Here is a 16,274-nt window from a genome sequence, read left to right as displayed (position 1 = left end):
ATGGTGCGTGGCCGGTTCCTTTCGGGGCGGATCGCTGTGGCGCTAGGGCGGCGACGAGATTGCCGGCCCGGTGCGCATCAGCCCGCGGTAACCAGCTTGCAGGCCTGTGCGGTGAGGTTGACCGAATTCAACCGGTCCTCTTCGAGCAATGGGTGGTGCACGGTGATCAGCTCGTCCGCCTGGGCGGTTTCGGCGAAATCGGCAAGGTACTCGGCCACGTTATCGCCGGTTCCGATGGCGGTGAAGCGCATCATGTCCAAGATCTGCTCGGCCTGCGGAGTATCCATCACCATGTCGAGTTCGGCTTCGGTGAATTCCTTCTTTGCATTGCGGCCCAAGAAGGACGCGACGCGGTGGCGTTCGGAGGCCACCTTGAGCTCGTGGGCGTGCTGCACGCTTTCGGCGGCAATCACCCCGACGCCGGCGATGACATATGGTTCGGCCAGCTGGGCCGAGGGCTTGAACTGCTCGCGGTAGGTCTTAACCGCCTGCTGCAGGGCCGCCGGGGCGAAATGCGAGGCGAAGGAGTAGGGAAGGCCGAGCTGCGCGGCTAGCTGCGCGCCGAAGAGCGAGGAGCCCAGAATGTAGAGCGGAACGTTGGTGCCCGCCCCCGGGATGGCCTGCACTCCGGGAATGCGTGACTCGCCGGCCAGGTAGGCCTGGAGTTCCAGCACATCGTGCGGGAAGGAGTCGGCGGCGGAGGCGTCGCGCCGCAGCGCGCGCAAGGTGGTCATATCGGTGCCCGGGGCGCGTCCCATTCCCAGGTCGATGCGATCGCCGAAGATCTCGGCCAGGGTGCCGAATTGCTCGGCAATCACCAGCGGCGAGTGGTTGGGGAGCATAATGCCGCCAGAGCCCAAACGGATGCGCTCGGTGTGGTGGGCCACGTGGCTGATCAACAGGGAGGTCGCGCTGGAGGCGATGGTCGGCATGTTGTGGTGCTCGGCGTACCAAACACGTTCATAGCCGGTGCGCTCAGCAAGCTGAGCGAGGCGTACAGATGACTTGAATGAGTCGGAAATGGTGCTATTAGGTGCAACCGGGGCAAGGTCCAGAATCGAAAGCTTCACGTTTGGTACAACCCACCGAGGTGCGGGACTATTCCGTGAAGCCAATTACACGTGAAAACGGCGTCTTCCCGGATGATTCCGGGAAGACGCCGTTGACGCTAATGTCTAGGGGCTATTCGCCTAAGACGCTTTAGAGTCCGCGGATGTCCGCTGCCTGAAGACCCTTAGGGCCCTCAACTACTTCGAACTCAACCTTCTGGCCTTCTTCCAGGGTACGGAAGCCCTGGGTCTGGATGGCGGAGAAGTGAGCAAAGACGTCAGGATCTCCGCTGTCTGGAGCGATGAAGCCGAAGCCTTTTTCAGCATTAAACCACTTGACGATACCGGTTGCCATTATACTATTTGGTCCTTTCAGACGTTCCTCACCGATTTTTTGGTGAGCTTGGTTGTAATCCACGAGAGACGTTGAAACCGAAGTTCCCTCGTCCTACGAAGCAGCCAAGTCATTCACTTCACGTCTAGAAGGGGTTCGCGCCAACCATGCGGATCGACATTCACAAACTTCTAAAGGGTTCTTCGCGAATTACTTTGGAACTACACTGCCTAGCCTACGTCGAGATTCGCAACTTTTGAATAACTTTGACCTAATTAATCTAGATTTTCGGAAAGTGTCCCAAATCGTTTACCGAGTAGCGGGTTTGATGATTCGAGCCACCACGATTGCGGCGACCAGGGCCAGCACCGCTGCGATGCTCGAAGTGATGAGCACCCCGTGGTCAAAAGCGTGGGCGGCGGAGGCCAAAAGCGCCTGCGCCTGATCGGCGGGCAGCCCCTGCGCAATCTGATGCGCACCGCTCAGGGTCTCCCCGGCCGCTTGGGTCGCCGCGGCGTCGAGGGCTTCCGGAACCTTGAGTTGCGCGGCATAGACGGTATTCAAAATGGTGCCGAGCACGGCCACCCCGAGCACCGCTCCGACCTCATAGGCGGTTTCCGAGATTGCCGAGGCCGCCCCCGACTTCGAGGCGGGCACCGCGGTGAGCACCATGTCATTGGACAGGGTCTCTGACATGCCCACACCAATTCCCAGGACGCAGAAGGCCGCCATGAGCCAGAAGACATCTCCGGAGGAACCGGCGAAAACGACCACCGCGTAGGCCACGGCCGAAAGCATCAGGCCGCCGACCATGATGGCCGGTGCGCCGAAGCGCGCGGCCAGTGGGACCGAGACGAGGCCGAAGACCATCGTCAAGACCAGGCCCGGGGTCATCAGCAGGCCGGCATCGAGCGGGCTGTATCCGGCGATGAGCTGCAGATGCTGGGAAACGAAGTAGATGAAGCCCACCAGCGAGAAGACGCCGATCAGGTTCACCGTCAGCGCTCCGGAGAACGCGGCATTGGAAAACAGGCGCACGTCGATCATCGGATTGGCGGCGGCCAGCTGGCGGCGTACGAAGCCCACCCCGCTGGCAACGGAGAGCGCTACGGCGCCAATGACCACGTACAGCGGCTCGGAGGTGAAGGACTTGATCGCGTAGACGAAGGGCAGCAAGGTGAAGATGACCAGGACGATGGACAGCGGATCGACTCGCCCGGGATTCGGGTCCTTGGATTCGGGCAACAGCAGCAGGCCGCCGATGAGCAGCGGCAGCAGCATCGGAACTGCCAGCAGGAAGACCGAACCCCACCAGAAGTGCTCCAGAAGGAGCCCGCCGATGATGGGGCCGAGGACCGCTCCGCCGGAGAATGCGCTGGCCCAGATGGCTACCGCGGTCCGGCGTTCTTTGGCGTCGGGGAAGATATTGCGGATCAAGGAGAGCGTGGCCGGCATCAGCATGGCGCCGAAAATACCGAGCAGGGCGCGGGCGAGCACCAGCTGGAAGGCGTCGGTGGCGAAGGCCGCCAACGCGGAGATCAGCGCGAATCCCGTGGCACCGATCAGCAGCACCTTGCGTCGGCCAATCCGGTCACCCAGGAAGCCCATGGGGACTAGCAGTCCCGCGAGGATCAGTGGGTAGATGTCGATGATCCATAGCAGTTGCGTACCGCTAGGCGATAGCGCACCCGAGATGGCGGGAACCGCGAATGACAGCACCGTGTTGTCCACGGAGACGAGTAGTACCGGGAAAAGCAGTACGGTCAGAGCGGCCCAGCGGCGCGAACGACTCAGCGTGGAGGCGCGTTCGGTGATCTGTGAGCTCATGGGATTGGCCTTTGAAATTAGTGCGTAGGAAATTGGGGGTGTGGTTTCACCCTCAAGAGTAACTGTACCGTCCGGTTGGTATAGTTACCATCGAATGTAAGGTTAAATCCGTCACCGTCTAAACCCTAAGGAGATTCATGGCCCGTCCACCTGCGGCACGCACGAAGGTACTGGATGCTTATATCTCGCTGCTCTGCGAAGAAGGGGAACGTGCGGCAACCCTCGAAGCCGCCGCGACACGAGCAGGAGTTTCAAAAGGCGGACTGCTTTACCACTTTGCCTCGAAGGAAGCGCTCGCCGCCGGGGTGATCGAGTCCACCGAGGAGCACGTCCAACTGGATCTCGATCGGATGCACGAGGCCGCAGAGGGCGCCTCGGTTTATTACGTGCAGACCTCGGCGGAAGTCGACACCGAATTGGACCGCCATCTGGTCGCGGTGCAGCGCCTGGCGCAGGCCGGAGTCGGCAGCGCCGCGGCGATGCTCGAGGACGTGCACGCCCGGTGGCTGCAGCTAATCCTCGACGAAGTGGGGGACCCGGCGATCGCGCATCTGGTCATCCTGATTGGCGAGGGGCTCTATGCGCATCTGGCCATGCCCGGCTCCTGGTATCAAAGCAATTTTGAGGGTCGGCTCAAAGAATTACTAGAATTGGTCCCGCAACTCAAAAAGTTGAAAGAACTCAACGAATAATTCTGCAGGGATGTGTCACATGGCCGAAGACGGCACAAGGAACCGGCTCAAAGGCCGTATCGGGGCGCTGCTTGGCATCTTGCTGATGGCCCTGTCGCTGCGCGCGGCGGTAGTGTCCGTGCCGCCGCTGCTGGCCCGCATCCAAGAAGATATCGAGTTCACCGAATTCACCACCGGGCTGCTGGCCATGCTGGCACCGATCTCATTCGCCGTCTTCGGGCTGTTGACCCCGCGGCTGATTCGGCTTTGGGGCCTGGAGCGTACGCTGGTCATCGCGGTCGCGCTGGCCGTGGCCGGACAGCTGGCACGGCCATTGATGCCCAATGTCTATCCCTTCCTGGCCTTGTCCATTGTCACCCTGGCCGGTTACGGCATGGGCAACGTGGTGCTGCCGCCGTTGGTGAAAAAATACTTCCCGGACCGCATCGGCGTTGTCACCAGCGGATACGTCACGATGATCGCCATCGGCACCTGGCTGGCGCCGCAATTCTCGGTTCCCTTCGCCAATGTCGGCAGCTGGCAGACCTCGATCGGCTCGTGGGCCCTGTTGTCCGGGATCGTGCTGATCCCCTGGATGATGCAGCTGTTTGCGGACCGCCGCGTGGAGCGCCCGGAGGCGGCATTGCCGGCGGCCGGGGGACACGAGATCGCGCGGATCAACCCGTGGAAGTCCAAGGTCGCCTGGGGGCTGGCCATCTTCCTTGCCGGCAACTCAGCGCAGACCTATGTGTACTTCACCTGGCTGCCGCCGTACCTGTACGCCCAGGGCCTGGACGAGGCGGCCAGCGGAAATATGCTCGCGCTCTTCGCGATCCTCGGATTGCCGGTGGCACTGTTGGTCCCGCTGTGGGTTCCGCGCTTGAAGAACCCGATCATCGCGGTGGGCGTGTTCACCGCCTGCTGGATTACCGGCCACCTCGGAATCTATCTTTCCCCGACCCAGGGAACCTGGTTCTGGGTGTCGATGGCGGGCCTGGGCCAGGGCACCTTCGCCATCGCGCTGTTGATGATGAACCTGCGCTCGCGCACCACCTACGGTTCGGGCGTGCTTTCGGGCTTCGCCCAGGGCCTGGGCTATGCCGGCGCCGCCATCGTTCCGATGCTCTTCGGCGTCGTGCAGCAGGCCAGCGGATCCTGGGGCGTGGCCTTCTCGATGCTCGGGGTGTGCATCGTGGTGATGCTGCTCGGAGCGGTGATCATCAATCCATCGCGCACCATCGAGGACAGCGCGCCGGGTGCCGAAAACGAGGGCAAGCTCGAACGCGTGGACTAGGCGGAACTAGAAATGCCGTTGCGGTCCGTTCTCCGGTGGGGATCCCGGGGTAGGCCGGTGCCAGTGTCCGGCCGCCAGCGGGATGCGCCAGCCGAACTTCAGCGAGGCCAGCCGCGTGGCAAAGGTCAGCGCCGCGATGCCCACGCCGACCATGGGGTTGAAGAGCTCAAAGCTCCAGCACACCGCGGTGAGGATGCCGCCGATCATCGCCGGGATCGCATAGATGTCCCGCGGGTTGAACAAATCAGGGGTGACATTGGAAATGACATCACGCATCAGCCCGCCGCCCACCCCGGTAATCATCCCTAGCAGCACCGCGGTGACCGGATTAAAATCGTGCTGCAGGGCCTTGAGTGTGCCGGTCATGCAGAACAAGCCCAGTCCCGCGGCATCGAAGACCAGCACCAGGCGGTGAAGTTTTTGGATGGCGGGAGTAAAGCCATAAACGAGCAACGCGGCCAGCACCGGCGGCAGGAAATAAATGGGATGCCCGAAGGTGGCCGGGGACTCGTTCAGGATCAGGTCGCGCACCACGCCGCCGCCCAGGCCGGTGACGCCGCCGAGGAATACCGAACCGAGCATGTCAAAACCGCGGCGCGCGGCCATCAACGAGCCGGCGACGGCGAAAAAGAAAATGCCAACGAGTTCGATGACAATGAGCATGTAGTGGCCCTCAGCGAGTTGGAGTGGAAGCAGATGCAGAGCTTATTATTCTCCGAGTTCCTGCGCGCGAATAATCGTGGAAAGTTTTACTAAGGTATTCAGGTTGCGCGTGGTGATAATCCGCTGGCGCGCCTGCGCGGTGACAAGCTTCGAAACCGGGGTTTCAAGGCTTTGGCCCTTTGGGCTGATCCAGCACAAGCTCCTGGCGCGCACCGCCACCACCGTAGCATCGGCGAGTTGGGCCGCCGCGGCATATAGTTCCTGGGCATCGCGCTCACTGGCGCACAGGGTCAGGTAGCGGTGGAACTCGGCAGCTGCCGCGGGCACCGGCACCGGGAAGTCGGCGGCGAGTTCATGGACTTCGGCGGCGCTGAAAGCCAGCGCCGGAATGGGGCGGCCGTAGTAGTCGGCCAGCAATTGCTCGCAGTGCGCACGCAGCTCGGGCGCCGCGCCGTGCGGCGCGTCGAGGATTGCATTGCCGCTGGCGAGCACGGTTTTAACCGGGCCGTAGCCGGCCTCGCCGAGCAGTGTCGCGAGATCTTTCATCAAAACTTTGACGCCGCCGACGTTAACCCCGCGCAAGAACAATACGAACTTTGCCATGGCTCCATCCAAGCGCACCGAGTTAGCGCTTGTCGAGGGTCGTTCCTGGCCCGAAATATGACTAGGATCGAACACATGCTTCAGCACATGCCCTTTGGTTCCTGGCCCTCGACCATCTCAGCTGCGCAAGTAGCGGCTGGCACTAAACCGCTCGGCGGAGCCTGCTTCTTCGGAGACAAGCTGATCGTGCAGGAAGGCCTGCCTGCCGAGGGCGGACGGGTGACCCTTGTCGAGTATGGGCGCAGCGCTGCCGCGGCGGGACGTCAGCTGATCGCGGCACCGTATAACGTGCGCTCGCGGGTGCATGAGTACGGGGGTGCCAGCTGGCTGCTGCTCGAAGGGGCGGTCCCCGCGGTGGTCTTTGCAAACTTCGAAGACCAGCGCGTCTACTTGAAGGTGCTGGCCAATGAAGAGCCGGTGGCGCTGACCCCGCCAAGCATGATCGACGGCGATCCGGCACTGCGCTTCGCAGAATTCGTGCCGGGGCCGGCGGGCCAGGTGCTGGCAATTATGGAAGACCTGCGGGCCGAACCGGTGCGCCATATCGTGGAAATTCCGCTGGACGGCAGCGCCAGCGAAGATCTGGCGGCCATTCGACTGCTCAGCACTCCGGCGCGGTTTGTCGCCGGGCCGCGGCTGAGCCCGGATGCCACGCATCTGACGTGGATCAGCTGGGAACACCCGGATATGCCCTGGGATGCGACCGAACTCCACCTCGCCGAATACACCGAGCAGGGAACCTTGCGGGGCTCGGTGATCGCCGGAGGCCCGGAGGTCTCGGTCATGCAGCCCGAATGGACCGACGATGACCGGCTGACCTTCATCTCGGATGCCTCGGGATGGTGGAATCCCTACACCTACCAGCTCAGTTCCGGGCGCACCGTGCGTCTGGTTGACCGTGCCGCAGAGTTCGCAGGTCCGCTGTGGCAGGTAGGCACCGGATGGTATCTGAACGAAAATCAGCAGACCCTGTTGTGTTCCTACGGAACGGGCACGACCAAGCTGGCACGGGTGCATACGATTACCGGGGGACTGGAAGACCTCGCCTTGCCCTTCACCCGGGTGCGTCCGCTGGCGTTGCAAGATGGGTGGCTGTTGGCTGGCACCTCTTCGCTGACCCAAGGCGAAGAGATCTCCTTGATCAACGTGGAGACCCTGGAGCACCGGTCGGTGACCCGGTCGATCGCCGAGCTGCCAGAGCCCGCCATGCTTCCGGAAGTCGAAGAATTTGAATGCGCCAACGCGGCCGGCCAGGCGGTCCACGCGCTGCTCTACAAGCCCCGCCAAGAAGGCTTTGCGGGAGCAGAAGGGGAACTGCCCCCGTATGTCACCTTCGTGCACGGCGGGCCAACCAGCCAAGCGGTCGCAACGCTGAGCGCCACCGTTGCCTACTACACCTCGCGGGGCATCGGTGTGGTGGACGTGAACTATGGTGGCTCCACCGGTTATGGCCGGGATTATCGAAACCGGCTCCGTGGCGCGTGGGGTGTAGTCGACGTGGCGGACACCGTAGCGGTGATCAAGGCGCTCATCGCCCGGGGACTTGCCGATCCGGCAAGGATCGGCATCGAAGGCGGCAGCGCCGGCGGCTGGACGGTGCTGTGCGCGCTGACCTTCTCCGAGGTCTTCACCGCCGGCATCAGCCGGTACGGCGTCTCGGACCTGGTGGGATTGGTGGAGGATACCCACGACTTCGAATCCCAGTACATGTTCTCCTTGGTCGGTCCTTACCCGGAAGCGGCAGAGCTGTACGAAAAGCGGGCGCCTATCAACCATGTGGAGAAGATTTCCTGCCCGGTGCTGCTTCTCCAGGGCGATGAGGACAAGGTGGTCCCGCCGGCTCAATCACAGGTGGTGGCCGACGCGTTGGCCAAGCGGGGGATTCCGCATGCCTACATCCTGTTTGCCGGAGAACAGCATGGCTTCCGCAAGTCGGCAAATATCATCAAGGCGCTAGAAAGCTCGCTGTCGTTCTATGCACAGATCTTCGACTTCGCGGTGGACGTGCCAGCGATCGAGCTGACTTAGTCTTCGGGTCCCTGCCAGGAGGTGCGCAAGCGATCAATTTCGCGGCGGTCCTTCTTGGTGGGGCGCCCGGTACCCCGGTCGCGGATCGGGACCTGCGGGATGACGACTTTCTCGCGGGGCGGGGTGTGGTCCAGATAGCATTTGACGGCTACCGGCGCGCCGACGCGCTTAGAAATGAGCCCGGTGACCTCAAGGTCCCGATCCCAGCCGTCCTTGCGGACCCGGATGCGGTCCCCGGGTACGACGATCTGCGATGCCTTGACCGGATCCCCATTGAGCCGAACATGACCGGCGCGGCAGGCGGTGGTTGCCGCCGAGCGAGTCTTATACATGCGCACCGCCCAGAGCCAGGCGTCAAGACGGACCTTACCGCCGGTGGGAATTTCGACCATAGGTCAAAAGTCTAGATCACCGTGGGATTAGTTGTTGTTTGCGTTGGCATCATCGCAGGCCTGCACCAGGCGATCTTGCAGTGCTTGCGGCGCCTGGTCTCCCGAACTTGCCAGTTCCTTGAGCACATCGACTATTGGCTGCGGCAAACCGCCGCCTTCAACCGAACCGATGATGGAACTGAGCACACGCAGCTCTCCGGCATCTATGCTGCCATCCTGGACCGGCGCACAGGCCTGGCGGACCATCTCCGTGGCGGCAGCGTCGGTGAGCTGCGTGGCAGCCGACGTGGCGGTGTCTTCCAGCACGGAACAACCAGCGGTCACCATGATGAGCGACGATACGGCGAGTATCGCGGCTGACTTTCGAATTGCTACATTCCCCATAGCTAGCAAGTCTAGCGTCCAAGTTTTAGGATCTGCTGGGTGTGAACCGAGTTGATCATCTGAAGATTAAGCTCTTTGGGGCACAATGGTTCGGTGAGTAGCACAGAGCAGAAGATCATTGAACAGCTGGCAGCCGAACTATCTGGAAACTCCAAAGTCGCGGTCTGGCAGGTCAAAGCGGCCGTGGAACTTTTGGACTCGGGGTCAACGGTTCCCTTTATCGCTAGGTACCGAAAAGAAGTCACCGGGATGCTCTCGGACACGCAGCTGCGTTTGCTCGAAGAACGCCTGCGGTACTTGCGAGAACTCGAAGAACGCCGCGTCACGGTACGCGAAGCCATCAGCGAAGCCGGAAAACTAACCGATCAGCTTGACGCCGCGATTTCGGCGGCTGCCACCAAGGCCGAGTTGGAAGACATCTACCTTCCGTTCAAGTCCAAGCGGCGGACCAAGGCGCAGATAGCTCGTGAAGCTGGGCTGGAACCGTTGGCGGATTTGCTGCTTGGCGATCCGAGCACCGATCCGCAGGTGGCCGCGGCCGCTTACCTCAACGTCGAAGCCGGCTTCGGCACCGAGCTGGATGTGCTTTCCGGTGCCCGTTCGATCGTGACCGAGCGGGTTTCCCAGGATGTCGCCTTGGCTTCCGAGCTTCGCGAGCGGCTGTGGAAGTCGGGCAAGATCGGGGCCAGCGCCGCGGCCGCCGCTACTGTTGAGGCGCAAGGTAAATACAAGGACTACCTCGACTATGTGGCGACCCTGGATTCGCTGCCTTCGCACCGAGTGCTGGCCTTGCTGCGCGGCGAACGCGACGGAGCGCTGAAACTGCAGTTCGCCGAGGCGGATCCGCGCGATGAGCAAGCGCTCGCCGCGGCGCGCACCGGTTACGAAAACGCCATCGCTTCCTCCCTCGGAATTTCCACCAGCCCCGATGCACCGGCCGCTAGCTGGCTGGCGCAGACCGTTCGTCTGGCATGGAAGGCCCGGCTGCTCACGCGATTTGAATCCGATCTGCGCGCTCGCCTCTTCGAAGCGGCCGAGGATGAATCGGTGAAGATTTTCGCGGCCAACCTGCGCGATGTGCTGCTGGCTGCGCCGGCGGGCAGCAAGGCAGTGCTCGGCCTCGACCCGGGTCTGCGCACCGGGGTGAAGGTCGCGGTAGTCGATCTCACCGGCAAGGTCGTAGATATAGCCACCATCTACCCGCATGCCCCGGCTAATCGGTGGGACGAGTCGGTGAAGACGCTGACCAGATTGGCGCAGAAGCACGGCACCTCGCTGATTGCCGTGGGCAACGGCACCGCGGGACGCGAAACCGATCGCCTGGCCGCAGAGGTCATCAAGGCACTGGGCGGCAAGGACCTGTCCAAGGTCATCGTGTCCGAGGCCGGAGCGTCCGTCTACTCTGCCTCCGAACTTGCCAGCCAGGAACTACCTGACCTGGACGTGTCGATCCGCGGCGCGGTGTCCATTGCCCGGCGCCTGCAGGATCCCTTGGCCGAGCTGGTCAAGATCGATCCGAAATCCATTGGTGTGGGCCAGTACCAGCACGATGTCGGGGCCACGAAACTGGACCGTGCCTTGGACGCTGTCGTTGAGGACTGCGTGAATGCGGTCGGCGTGGACGTAAATACCGCGTCCCCGGCGCTGCTTTCCCGCGTGGCGGGTGTAGGCCCCCTGCTCAGCAGGAATATCGTCGATCACCGCAACGCCAACGGGGCTTTTGCCACGCGCAAGGAGCTGCTGAAGGTGCCGCGCTTGGGCGCCAAGGCCTTCGAGCAGTGCGCCGGCTTCTTGCGTATCACCGGTGGCAAGGAACGCCTGGATGCCTCCTCGGTACATCCCGAAGCGTACGCGCTGGCCAATAAGCTGCAGCAGGCTGCCGAAAGCCAGGGACGGCGTTTAGAAGAGCTGAACCCCGCCGACTTCACCACCGAGCAGTTCGGCGAGCCGACGATACGGGATGTCATTGCAGAACTTCGCCGTCCGGCGCGTGACCCCCGCGGCGAATTCGTTACGGCCGCATTGCGTGAAGGCGTGGAAACACTTTCCGACGTCAAGCCGGGGATGATCATGGAGGGCACCGTGTCCAACGTGGCAGCCTTCGGCGCGTTCGTAGATTTGGGCGTGCACCAAGACGGACTGATCCATGTCTCGGCGATGAGCAACAAGTTCATCTCCGATCCGCGCGAAGTAGTCAGCTCGGGACAGATCGTCAAGGTGAAGGTCCTCGAAGTCGATGCGACGCGCAAGCGCATTTCGCTCACCTTGCGTTTGGACGACGAGCTGCCGGGCGAGAAAACGACGCCAGAACAGACAAAACCGCGCGGTCAGGGTGGGCTCCGGTCCAACGGCGGGCCAAGCAAGCGGGGCGAGCGTGGCCAGGAGGGGAATCGCAAGGCCGCACCGGCAGCCAACGCCAATACGGCCATGGCCGAAGCTCTGCGCCGCGCTGGGCTGGGGAAATAGGTAGGACCCAGGTGGTTGTTGCCCTTGCCTTTGTTAGCATCGGCTCAATTAACTACTGGTCAACGCTAAAGTATGCGCTAATTACCCTCGTGATAAGTGTGTCCGAACTTCGGTGACAAGCAGGAAAATGAGTCGTAGTCTGTAGACATGGAACTTACAGGAAAATTGGCAGAGGCCTTCAACACTCAGTTAACTCTCGAATTGACAGCTGCGACCGTTTACCGTCAGCTGGCAGTGGAAATGGACGTTATGAGCCTTTCCGGCATTGCCGGTTGGTTCCGTGCGCAGGCGGCAGAAGAAGTAGTGCATGCGGAGAAGTTCATGACTCACATGACCGACCGTGATGCCCGTCCAAAGATCGGCGAACAGCCGGCACCGGTGATGAACGTCAAGACCGTTGTCGACGCGTTCACCGTTTCGCTGTCCCACGAGCGCAAGGTTTCCGAAGCAATCCGGGAACTCTACCGACTGGCACAGACTGAGGGCGACATCGATTCGATCCCGATGTTGAACTGGTTCATCGAGGAACAGGTCGAAGAAGAGGCCACCGTTTCCGAGATTCTGGACCGGCTCAAGCTCGTCGGAGACGACGGCAGCGGCATTCTGCGACTGGACCGCGAGCTCGGGGCACGTACGTCGGCAGGCGAATAAAACTTCAGGAAGATAAAAACTCTTCAAACATGAAATAAACTTAGGGAATCAGCTAATTGCTGGTTCTCTAAGTTTTTCTATATCGAGGTGGTTGTGAACCAATTGGGTTATCCGCATCCTTCGGCTCGGACGTCGTCACCGACGCATACGCACCGCACGACGGCAGAGCTGAAACTACGTAAGGGTGCCGGGCGACACTACCTTGTGCAGAGCAATCTGAGCTCGGGAACGGAACTTGCGCTCGTTGAAGTGCGCGGCTCCTGGGCGCATGTTTACGTTCACCGAATCTATGGGTGGCTGCCGAATATCTATCTTGAACCGATTCCGGCGGCCTTTGAAGAAAACGTTGAAGGCAATCCTGAAGTAGATAGCGGTTCGCGGGTGCTTTCGCGCTATTCGCTGATCGAGGCAACGCATCTCACCACCGCGACTCTCAATCTGCGCAAGGGCAGCGGCACGGGATATCCGGTACTCAAAGTCGTCGAGCAGGCGAGCAAGGTGCGGATGGTGCTGCAACAGGGACTGTGGTCGCAAATCCAGTTTGGCCAACTGCTGGGCTGGGTCCCGAGCATGTATCTGCAGACCTTGCCGTCGCGTCCGGCCAAGGGCGGGCTCATCGCGGTGCCCAACCAACGGGCACTGACGACCATTCAGCTCAATGCCCGACGCGGACCTGGAGACCACCACTCTTTGGCGCGCATTTTGCAGGCCGACACCGCCGTGGTGATCGTGGCCCGCCAGGGTGCCTGGCGGCAGATCGACCGCGAAGGTGAAGAAATGTGGATTCCAGCCAGCCAATTGCGGACCGTCTACTAAGCGGTCAGCAGATCCGCTGAGGTAATGAGACCTGTTTCAGAGGCGATGACCGCTAGTTGGACTCGGTTCGAAACGCTAAGCTCGTCCATGATCCGGGCCAAGTGCAACTTCACCGACCCTTCGCTGATGTACGTTGATCGCGAAATCTGGATGTTCGTCATACCTGACGCGACACCACGCACGAGTTGCCTGTCGCGATCACTCATTTTGTCAATGATTGCTTGATTCTGGGATCGCCTGGCGAATCGCAGCGGCTTCTCCCAACCTTCGGAGGGCTGGGCAAATAGTTGATAGCCGGCGGCGACCATGCGAAGCGCGCTGGGCAGCTCGGCGCTAATCGAATTCTTCGAAATCAGTCCGGAACTACCCGACTCGTAGGCCTTCGCGAGTTCCGCGCGCCCGTATGAATTGGCGAGCAGCACGACCTTCGTCGATGGTGCTTGGGACGTAATATCCTGGATGGCGAGATGGATATCGGTGCCGCTAAGTGAGTACTCAAGAATCACGATGTGCGGGGTAAAGCTCACGGCATTTTGCACTGCTTCATGCATCGAGTCCGAGATTTTCTCGATCGTAATGTCATTGGCCGATGCTAAAACAGCGGAAATCCCTGCGCGCGAAAAATGATCGCTATCGGCCAAATGGACTCGAATAGGGGGGCAAGGGGCATCATCCTTATTCAGAAAATACTCAGGTTGAGGTGCAACAGATCGCCCCTTCATGTCCCCACATGAGTTCATCCATTGCTTGTAGTGTAATCCTATAGCCATGTGGCTAAAAAAACACTCCGACAGTCGGCTGTTAAGTCTCAAATCAGACACGGTTTTCACAATGGACCTCCACCTAAGCGGTGTCAATACCTAATTTTGATGAATTTCAATTGAAGTGTATATGTCAGCTACCGACGGGTAACCCATATCAGCTAGATTTTTTAGCCAAGTGGCCAAGATTAATAACCTGAATTAGCAAAGAATTAGCTGAAAGAAACCTGAGAGTGTGGGGTTGCTCGGCATAGGGTCAAGGATGGGTCACTTTTGCAGAAGTGCACTCGAAACATTCCGATTGAACGATTTGGCTTCTGATCCGACAGGAGAAAGAAGCATCGCAACTTGAGGACCAATTGGGGCTCGCTGCAAATCGGGCATCAGTGAAAGACTTTGTGGGAGGACACGAGTTTTGAAAGATACCAACAAGAAGCCGCGTTTCCGGCGTACGGCCACTTCTGGCCTAGCGTTTGGAACAACGACGGCTGTATTCGCTGCTTCGGCAGTACTTTGCGCAGCGCCGGCTAGTGCCTTCAGCGCTGACGATCCTTCGCAAGCTCAGGCTCATATTATTGACCTTGACTTGTCGACCTTAGACCTTGTGGGTTCGGGCTTCACTCAGCAGAGTTTCCCGGATGACGGCAATCCCGGTGCCGATCAGGGACAGCTGGATGTCGGTCTGCTTTCCGATGAGACGATTGATCTAGGTTCAGGCGTCCAGCTTCCGCTCTTGAAGAATGCAGAAGGCGTGGGCCTCATCGACCTGGGTGAACTCGGAGGATTGAGCAGCTACAGCCTTGCTGATACTGAGATTCATGCTCGCGCATCCTCTGGCGCAATTACCGACGGCGGTGCGATCGCAGTATCCCCGAACGCCGGTGTTGGAAACGATCCAGCGTACATCGATCTGACTGCACTGTTCGACCAGGCTGGAGTTGAAGGACTAACCGATCAGATCCTTGACGCTGCTCGTATCGAACTTGGTGCGCTGGCATCGGAAGCCGAAAGCACCAACGACGTGGTTACTAGCGATTACGTCATCGCGGGAGCCGAGCTGGAACTGAGCAGCCCTCTGGTGGGTACGCTTGGCACCACGTTGGGTGAAGTATTCCAGACCGCTGTAGACCCTGTGAGCGGGCTTGTTTCCACAGGCGGTGCGCTGGATTCGCTGCTGAATCAGATCGAAACTGCCGCGAATGCGATTCCGTTGGTCAACGTTAACAGTGCTCAGGTAACGATCGACGGGCTGGACACCGTTGGCCAGACTGTTGTTGACGAGCTAATCGCAACACCTATCGCGAACGATAGCGGTTCGATTTCTATCGATCTCGGAACCGGCGATGTTCACGTCGACCTGGCTAAGCTGATTGAAGAAAGCGGCCAGGATCTGAATAATTTCGATCCGAACACGCCTCTGATTGGTGAAGATGTAGCGAATGCTATCGCCAATGGAATCACCGAATCACTGTCGGGAATTACCACCAAGGCAACTTCCATCATCGAGTCGGTCTTGAATGACTTGAACGTGAAGGTCGAACTGAACATAACCGCAGGAGTATTCCCTCTTACGGCAACTGGCGGTGTACTGATCGAAGGAACGCTGGCCCAGTTCGCTGGAACCGAAGCGCCTGCACCGACGGCAGAAACTGAGCTTGATCTGCTTGGAATTATTGATATCGGCGACCTGCTGAACCCAATTACTGCTGCCGTTGCAGATGGTATTACCACTACCACTGGCCCATTGGTACAGGGCGTGCTCGATAACGTCGGCAATGGTCTTGGCGAGGTTGTAGACCCAGCTGTAAGCATAATCGCTGGTCAGCTGGAGCCAGTTCTGCGTGGGGTGCTTGATCGCGTAGTAACCATCACGATCAACGAGCAGCCAACCGCTGAACCGCTGCTCACCGATGGCGACTTGGGCGCTGACAGCTTTACCGTCCGTGCGCTGTCCGTAACTGTGCTGCCAGACGTTGCTGCAGGTGGCCTTGCCAACCTGTCGCTGGCGTCTTCAACAGTACAGTCTGCTGCTGAAGAAGCAGTTGTCGCACCAGTCGATATCCTGACTCCGACCGAGGGCGAAGAAGTTCCTGTTGGCCCCGTTGACGTAACGGGTACCGGCGAGCCTGGTTCCGAAGTAACTGTCTCAATTCCGGGACAGGCCGATCAGGTGACTACTGTTGATGCTGAAGATGGTACCTGGACTGTTACATTCCCTGACTTGCCAATTGACGACTATACAGCCACTGCAACTGACGAAAACGGATCAAATGACGCAGTGAACTTCAGCGTTGTTGGAGCCAACACCGATGTGAACACTGCGGATAATACCGAG

At 60.2% G+C, this 16,274-nt stretch carries 15 protein-coding genes; 7 read left to right on the top strand and 8 right to left on the bottom strand.

Annotated features, from left to right (window positions below; all coding sequences use genetic code 11):
• Positions 1 to 77: 77 nt before the first annotated feature.
• The 3 genes from ACT3TP_RS12140 to ACT3TP_RS12130 all read right to left on the bottom strand — a co-directional run bounded on the left by ACT3TP_RS12140 (position 78) and on the right by ACT3TP_RS12130 (position 3,210).
• The gene (locus ACT3TP_RS12140; protein WP_444620672.1) at positions 78 to 1,070 is read right to left on the bottom strand and encodes an LLM class flavin-dependent oxidoreductase; all 993 of its coding nucleotides are present in this window, start codon (positions 1,068 to 1,070) and stop codon (positions 78 to 80) included.
• Between the two features lie 130 nt (positions 1,071 to 1,200).
• Positions 1,201 to 1,404: a cold-shock protein gene (locus tag ACT3TP_RS12135; RefSeq protein ID WP_096286756.1), complete on the bottom strand. Its 204-nt coding sequence runs from the start codon at positions 1,402 to 1,404 to the stop codon at positions 1,201 to 1,203.
• Positions 1,405 to 1,692: 288 nt separating this feature from the next.
• Positions 1,693 to 3,210 (bottom strand): MFS transporter, encoded by a 1,518-nt coding sequence (locus ACT3TP_RS12130; RefSeq protein ID WP_444620671.1) that lies wholly within the window; start codon positions 3,208 to 3,210, stop codon positions 1,693 to 1,695.
• Between the two features lie 137 nt (positions 3,211 to 3,347).
• Between ACT3TP_RS12130 and ACT3TP_RS12125 the strand changes: the two genes are divergently transcribed.
• On the top strand, positions 3,348 to 3,902 hold the full coding sequence (locus tag ACT3TP_RS12125; RefSeq protein ID WP_096286760.1) for a TetR/AcrR family transcriptional regulator: 555 nt from the start codon (positions 3,348 to 3,350) through the stop codon (positions 3,900 to 3,902).
• Between the two features lie 19 nt (positions 3,903 to 3,921).
• Positions 3,922 to 5,175: an MFS transporter gene (locus tag ACT3TP_RS12120; RefSeq protein ID WP_096286762.1), complete on the top strand. Its 1,254-nt coding sequence runs from the start codon at positions 3,922 to 3,924 to the stop codon at positions 5,173 to 5,175.
• Positions 5,176 to 5,181: 6 nt separating this feature from the next.
• On the opposite strand, the gene ACT3TP_RS12115 is transcribed toward ACT3TP_RS12120, so the two are convergent.
• Both ACT3TP_RS12115 and ACT3TP_RS12110 read right to left on the bottom strand, forming a co-directional pair.
• Positions 5,182 to 5,838: a trimeric intracellular cation channel family protein gene (locus ACT3TP_RS12115; protein WP_096286765.1), complete on the bottom strand. Its 657-nt coding sequence runs from the start codon at positions 5,836 to 5,838 to the stop codon at positions 5,182 to 5,184.
• A gap of 45 nt (positions 5,839 to 5,883) precedes the next feature.
• On the bottom strand, positions 5,884 to 6,441 hold the full coding sequence (locus ACT3TP_RS12110) for a DUF1697 domain-containing protein (protein WP_096286767.1): 558 nt from the start codon (positions 6,439 to 6,441) through the stop codon (positions 5,884 to 5,886).
• 75 nt (positions 6,442 to 6,516) lie between these two features.
• Between ACT3TP_RS12110 and ACT3TP_RS12105 the strand changes: the two genes are divergently transcribed.
• Positions 6,517 to 8,469 (top strand): S9 family peptidase, encoded by a 1,953-nt coding sequence (locus ACT3TP_RS12105; protein ID WP_105554520.1) that lies wholly within the window; start codon positions 6,517 to 6,519, stop codon positions 8,467 to 8,469.
• On the opposite strand, the gene ACT3TP_RS12100 is transcribed toward ACT3TP_RS12105, so the two are convergent.
• Both ACT3TP_RS12100 and ACT3TP_RS12095 read right to left on the bottom strand, forming a co-directional pair.
• On the bottom strand, positions 8,466 to 8,861 hold the full coding sequence (locus ACT3TP_RS12100) for an RNA-binding S4 domain-containing protein (RefSeq protein WP_096286771.1): 396 nt from the start codon (positions 8,859 to 8,861) through the stop codon (positions 8,466 to 8,468). The genes ACT3TP_RS12105 and ACT3TP_RS12100 overlap by 4 nt on opposite strands.
• Positions 8,862 to 8,888: 27 nt before the next feature.
• The gene (locus tag ACT3TP_RS12095) at positions 8,889 to 9,245 is read right to left on the bottom strand and encodes a hypothetical protein (protein ID WP_096286773.1); all 357 of its coding nucleotides are present in this window, start codon (positions 9,243 to 9,245) and stop codon (positions 8,889 to 8,891) included.
• A 93-nt stretch (positions 9,246 to 9,338) separates the two neighbouring features.
• Between ACT3TP_RS12095 and ACT3TP_RS12090 the strand changes: the two genes are divergently transcribed.
• The 3 genes from ACT3TP_RS12090 (at position 9,339) to ACT3TP_RS12080 (ending at position 13,178) form a co-directional block, all read left to right on the top strand.
• A complete protein-coding gene (locus ACT3TP_RS12090; RefSeq protein ID WP_444616573.1) occupies positions 9,339 to 11,711 on the top strand; it encodes a Tex family protein in 2,373 nt (790 codons plus the stop codon).
• Positions 11,712 to 11,858: 147 nt separating this feature from the next.
• Entirely contained in the window at positions 11,859 to 12,362 is a 504-nt protein-coding gene (locus ACT3TP_RS12085) for a ferritin (protein WP_096286777.1), read from the top strand.
• Between the two features lie 204 nt (positions 12,363 to 12,566).
• Positions 12,567 to 13,178, top strand: coding sequence for an SH3 domain-containing protein (locus ACT3TP_RS12080; RefSeq protein WP_444620670.1), 612 nt, complete (start codon positions 12,567 to 12,569; stop codon positions 13,176 to 13,178).
• On the opposite strand, the gene ACT3TP_RS12075 is transcribed toward ACT3TP_RS12080, so the two are convergent.
• Positions 13,175 to 14,008: a response regulator transcription factor gene (locus ACT3TP_RS12075; RefSeq protein ID WP_444620669.1), complete on the bottom strand. Its 834-nt coding sequence runs from the start codon at positions 14,006 to 14,008 to the stop codon at positions 13,175 to 13,177. The genes ACT3TP_RS12080 and ACT3TP_RS12075 overlap by 4 nt on opposite strands.
• A 346-nt stretch (positions 14,009 to 14,354) precedes the next feature.
• Between ACT3TP_RS12075 and ACT3TP_RS12070 the strand changes: the two genes are divergently transcribed.
• The coding region (locus ACT3TP_RS12070; RefSeq protein ID WP_444620668.1) for a choice-of-anchor G family protein at positions 14,355 to 16,274 on the top strand (1,920 nt) is incomplete at its 3' end.

It is taken from the genome of Glutamicibacter sp. AOP38-B1-38 (assembly GCF_052377485.1).
Classification (GTDB): domain Bacteria; phylum Actinomycetota; class Actinomycetes; order Actinomycetales; family Micrococcaceae; genus Glutamicibacter.
This window is presented reverse-complemented; position numbering and strand designations above follow the sequence as displayed.

Bases quoted from the DNA above. Each gene is read 5' to 3' on its own strand.
- ACT3TP_RS12135 (WP_096286756.1), bottom strand. From the start codon at position 1,404: ATGGCAACCGGTATCGTCAAGTGGTTTAATGCTGAAAAAGGCTTCGGC.
- ACT3TP_RS12130 (WP_444620671.1), bottom strand. From the start codon at position 3,210: ATGAGCTCACAGATCACCGAACGCGCCTCCACGCTGAGTCGTTCGCGC.
- ACT3TP_RS12125 (WP_096286760.1), top strand. From the start codon at position 3,348: ATGGCCCGTCCACCTGCGGCACGCACGAAGGTACTGGATGCTTATATC.
- ACT3TP_RS12120 (WP_096286762.1), top strand. From the start codon at position 3,922: ATGGCCGAAGACGGCACAAGGAACCGGCTCAAAGGCCGTATCGGGGCG.
- ACT3TP_RS12115 (WP_096286765.1), bottom strand. From the start codon at position 5,838: ATGCTCATTGTCATCGAACTCGTTGGCATTTTCTTTTTCGCCGTCGCC.
- ACT3TP_RS12110 (WP_096286767.1), bottom strand. From the start codon at position 6,441: ATGGCAAAGTTCGTATTGTTCTTGCGCGGGGTTAACGTCGGCGGCGTC.
- ACT3TP_RS12105 (WP_105554520.1), top strand. From the start codon at position 6,517: ATGCTTCAGCACATGCCCTTTGGTTCCTGGCCCTCGACCATCTCAGCT.
- ACT3TP_RS12100 (WP_096286771.1), bottom strand. From the start codon at position 8,861: ATGGTCGAAATTCCCACCGGCGGTAAGGTCCGTCTTGACGCCTGGCTC.
- ACT3TP_RS12095 (WP_096286773.1), bottom strand. From the start codon at position 9,245: ATGGGGAATGTAGCAATTCGAAAGTCAGCCGCGATACTCGCCGTATCG.
- ACT3TP_RS12085 (WP_096286777.1), top strand. From the start codon at position 11,859: ATGGAACTTACAGGAAAATTGGCAGAGGCCTTCAACACTCAGTTAACT.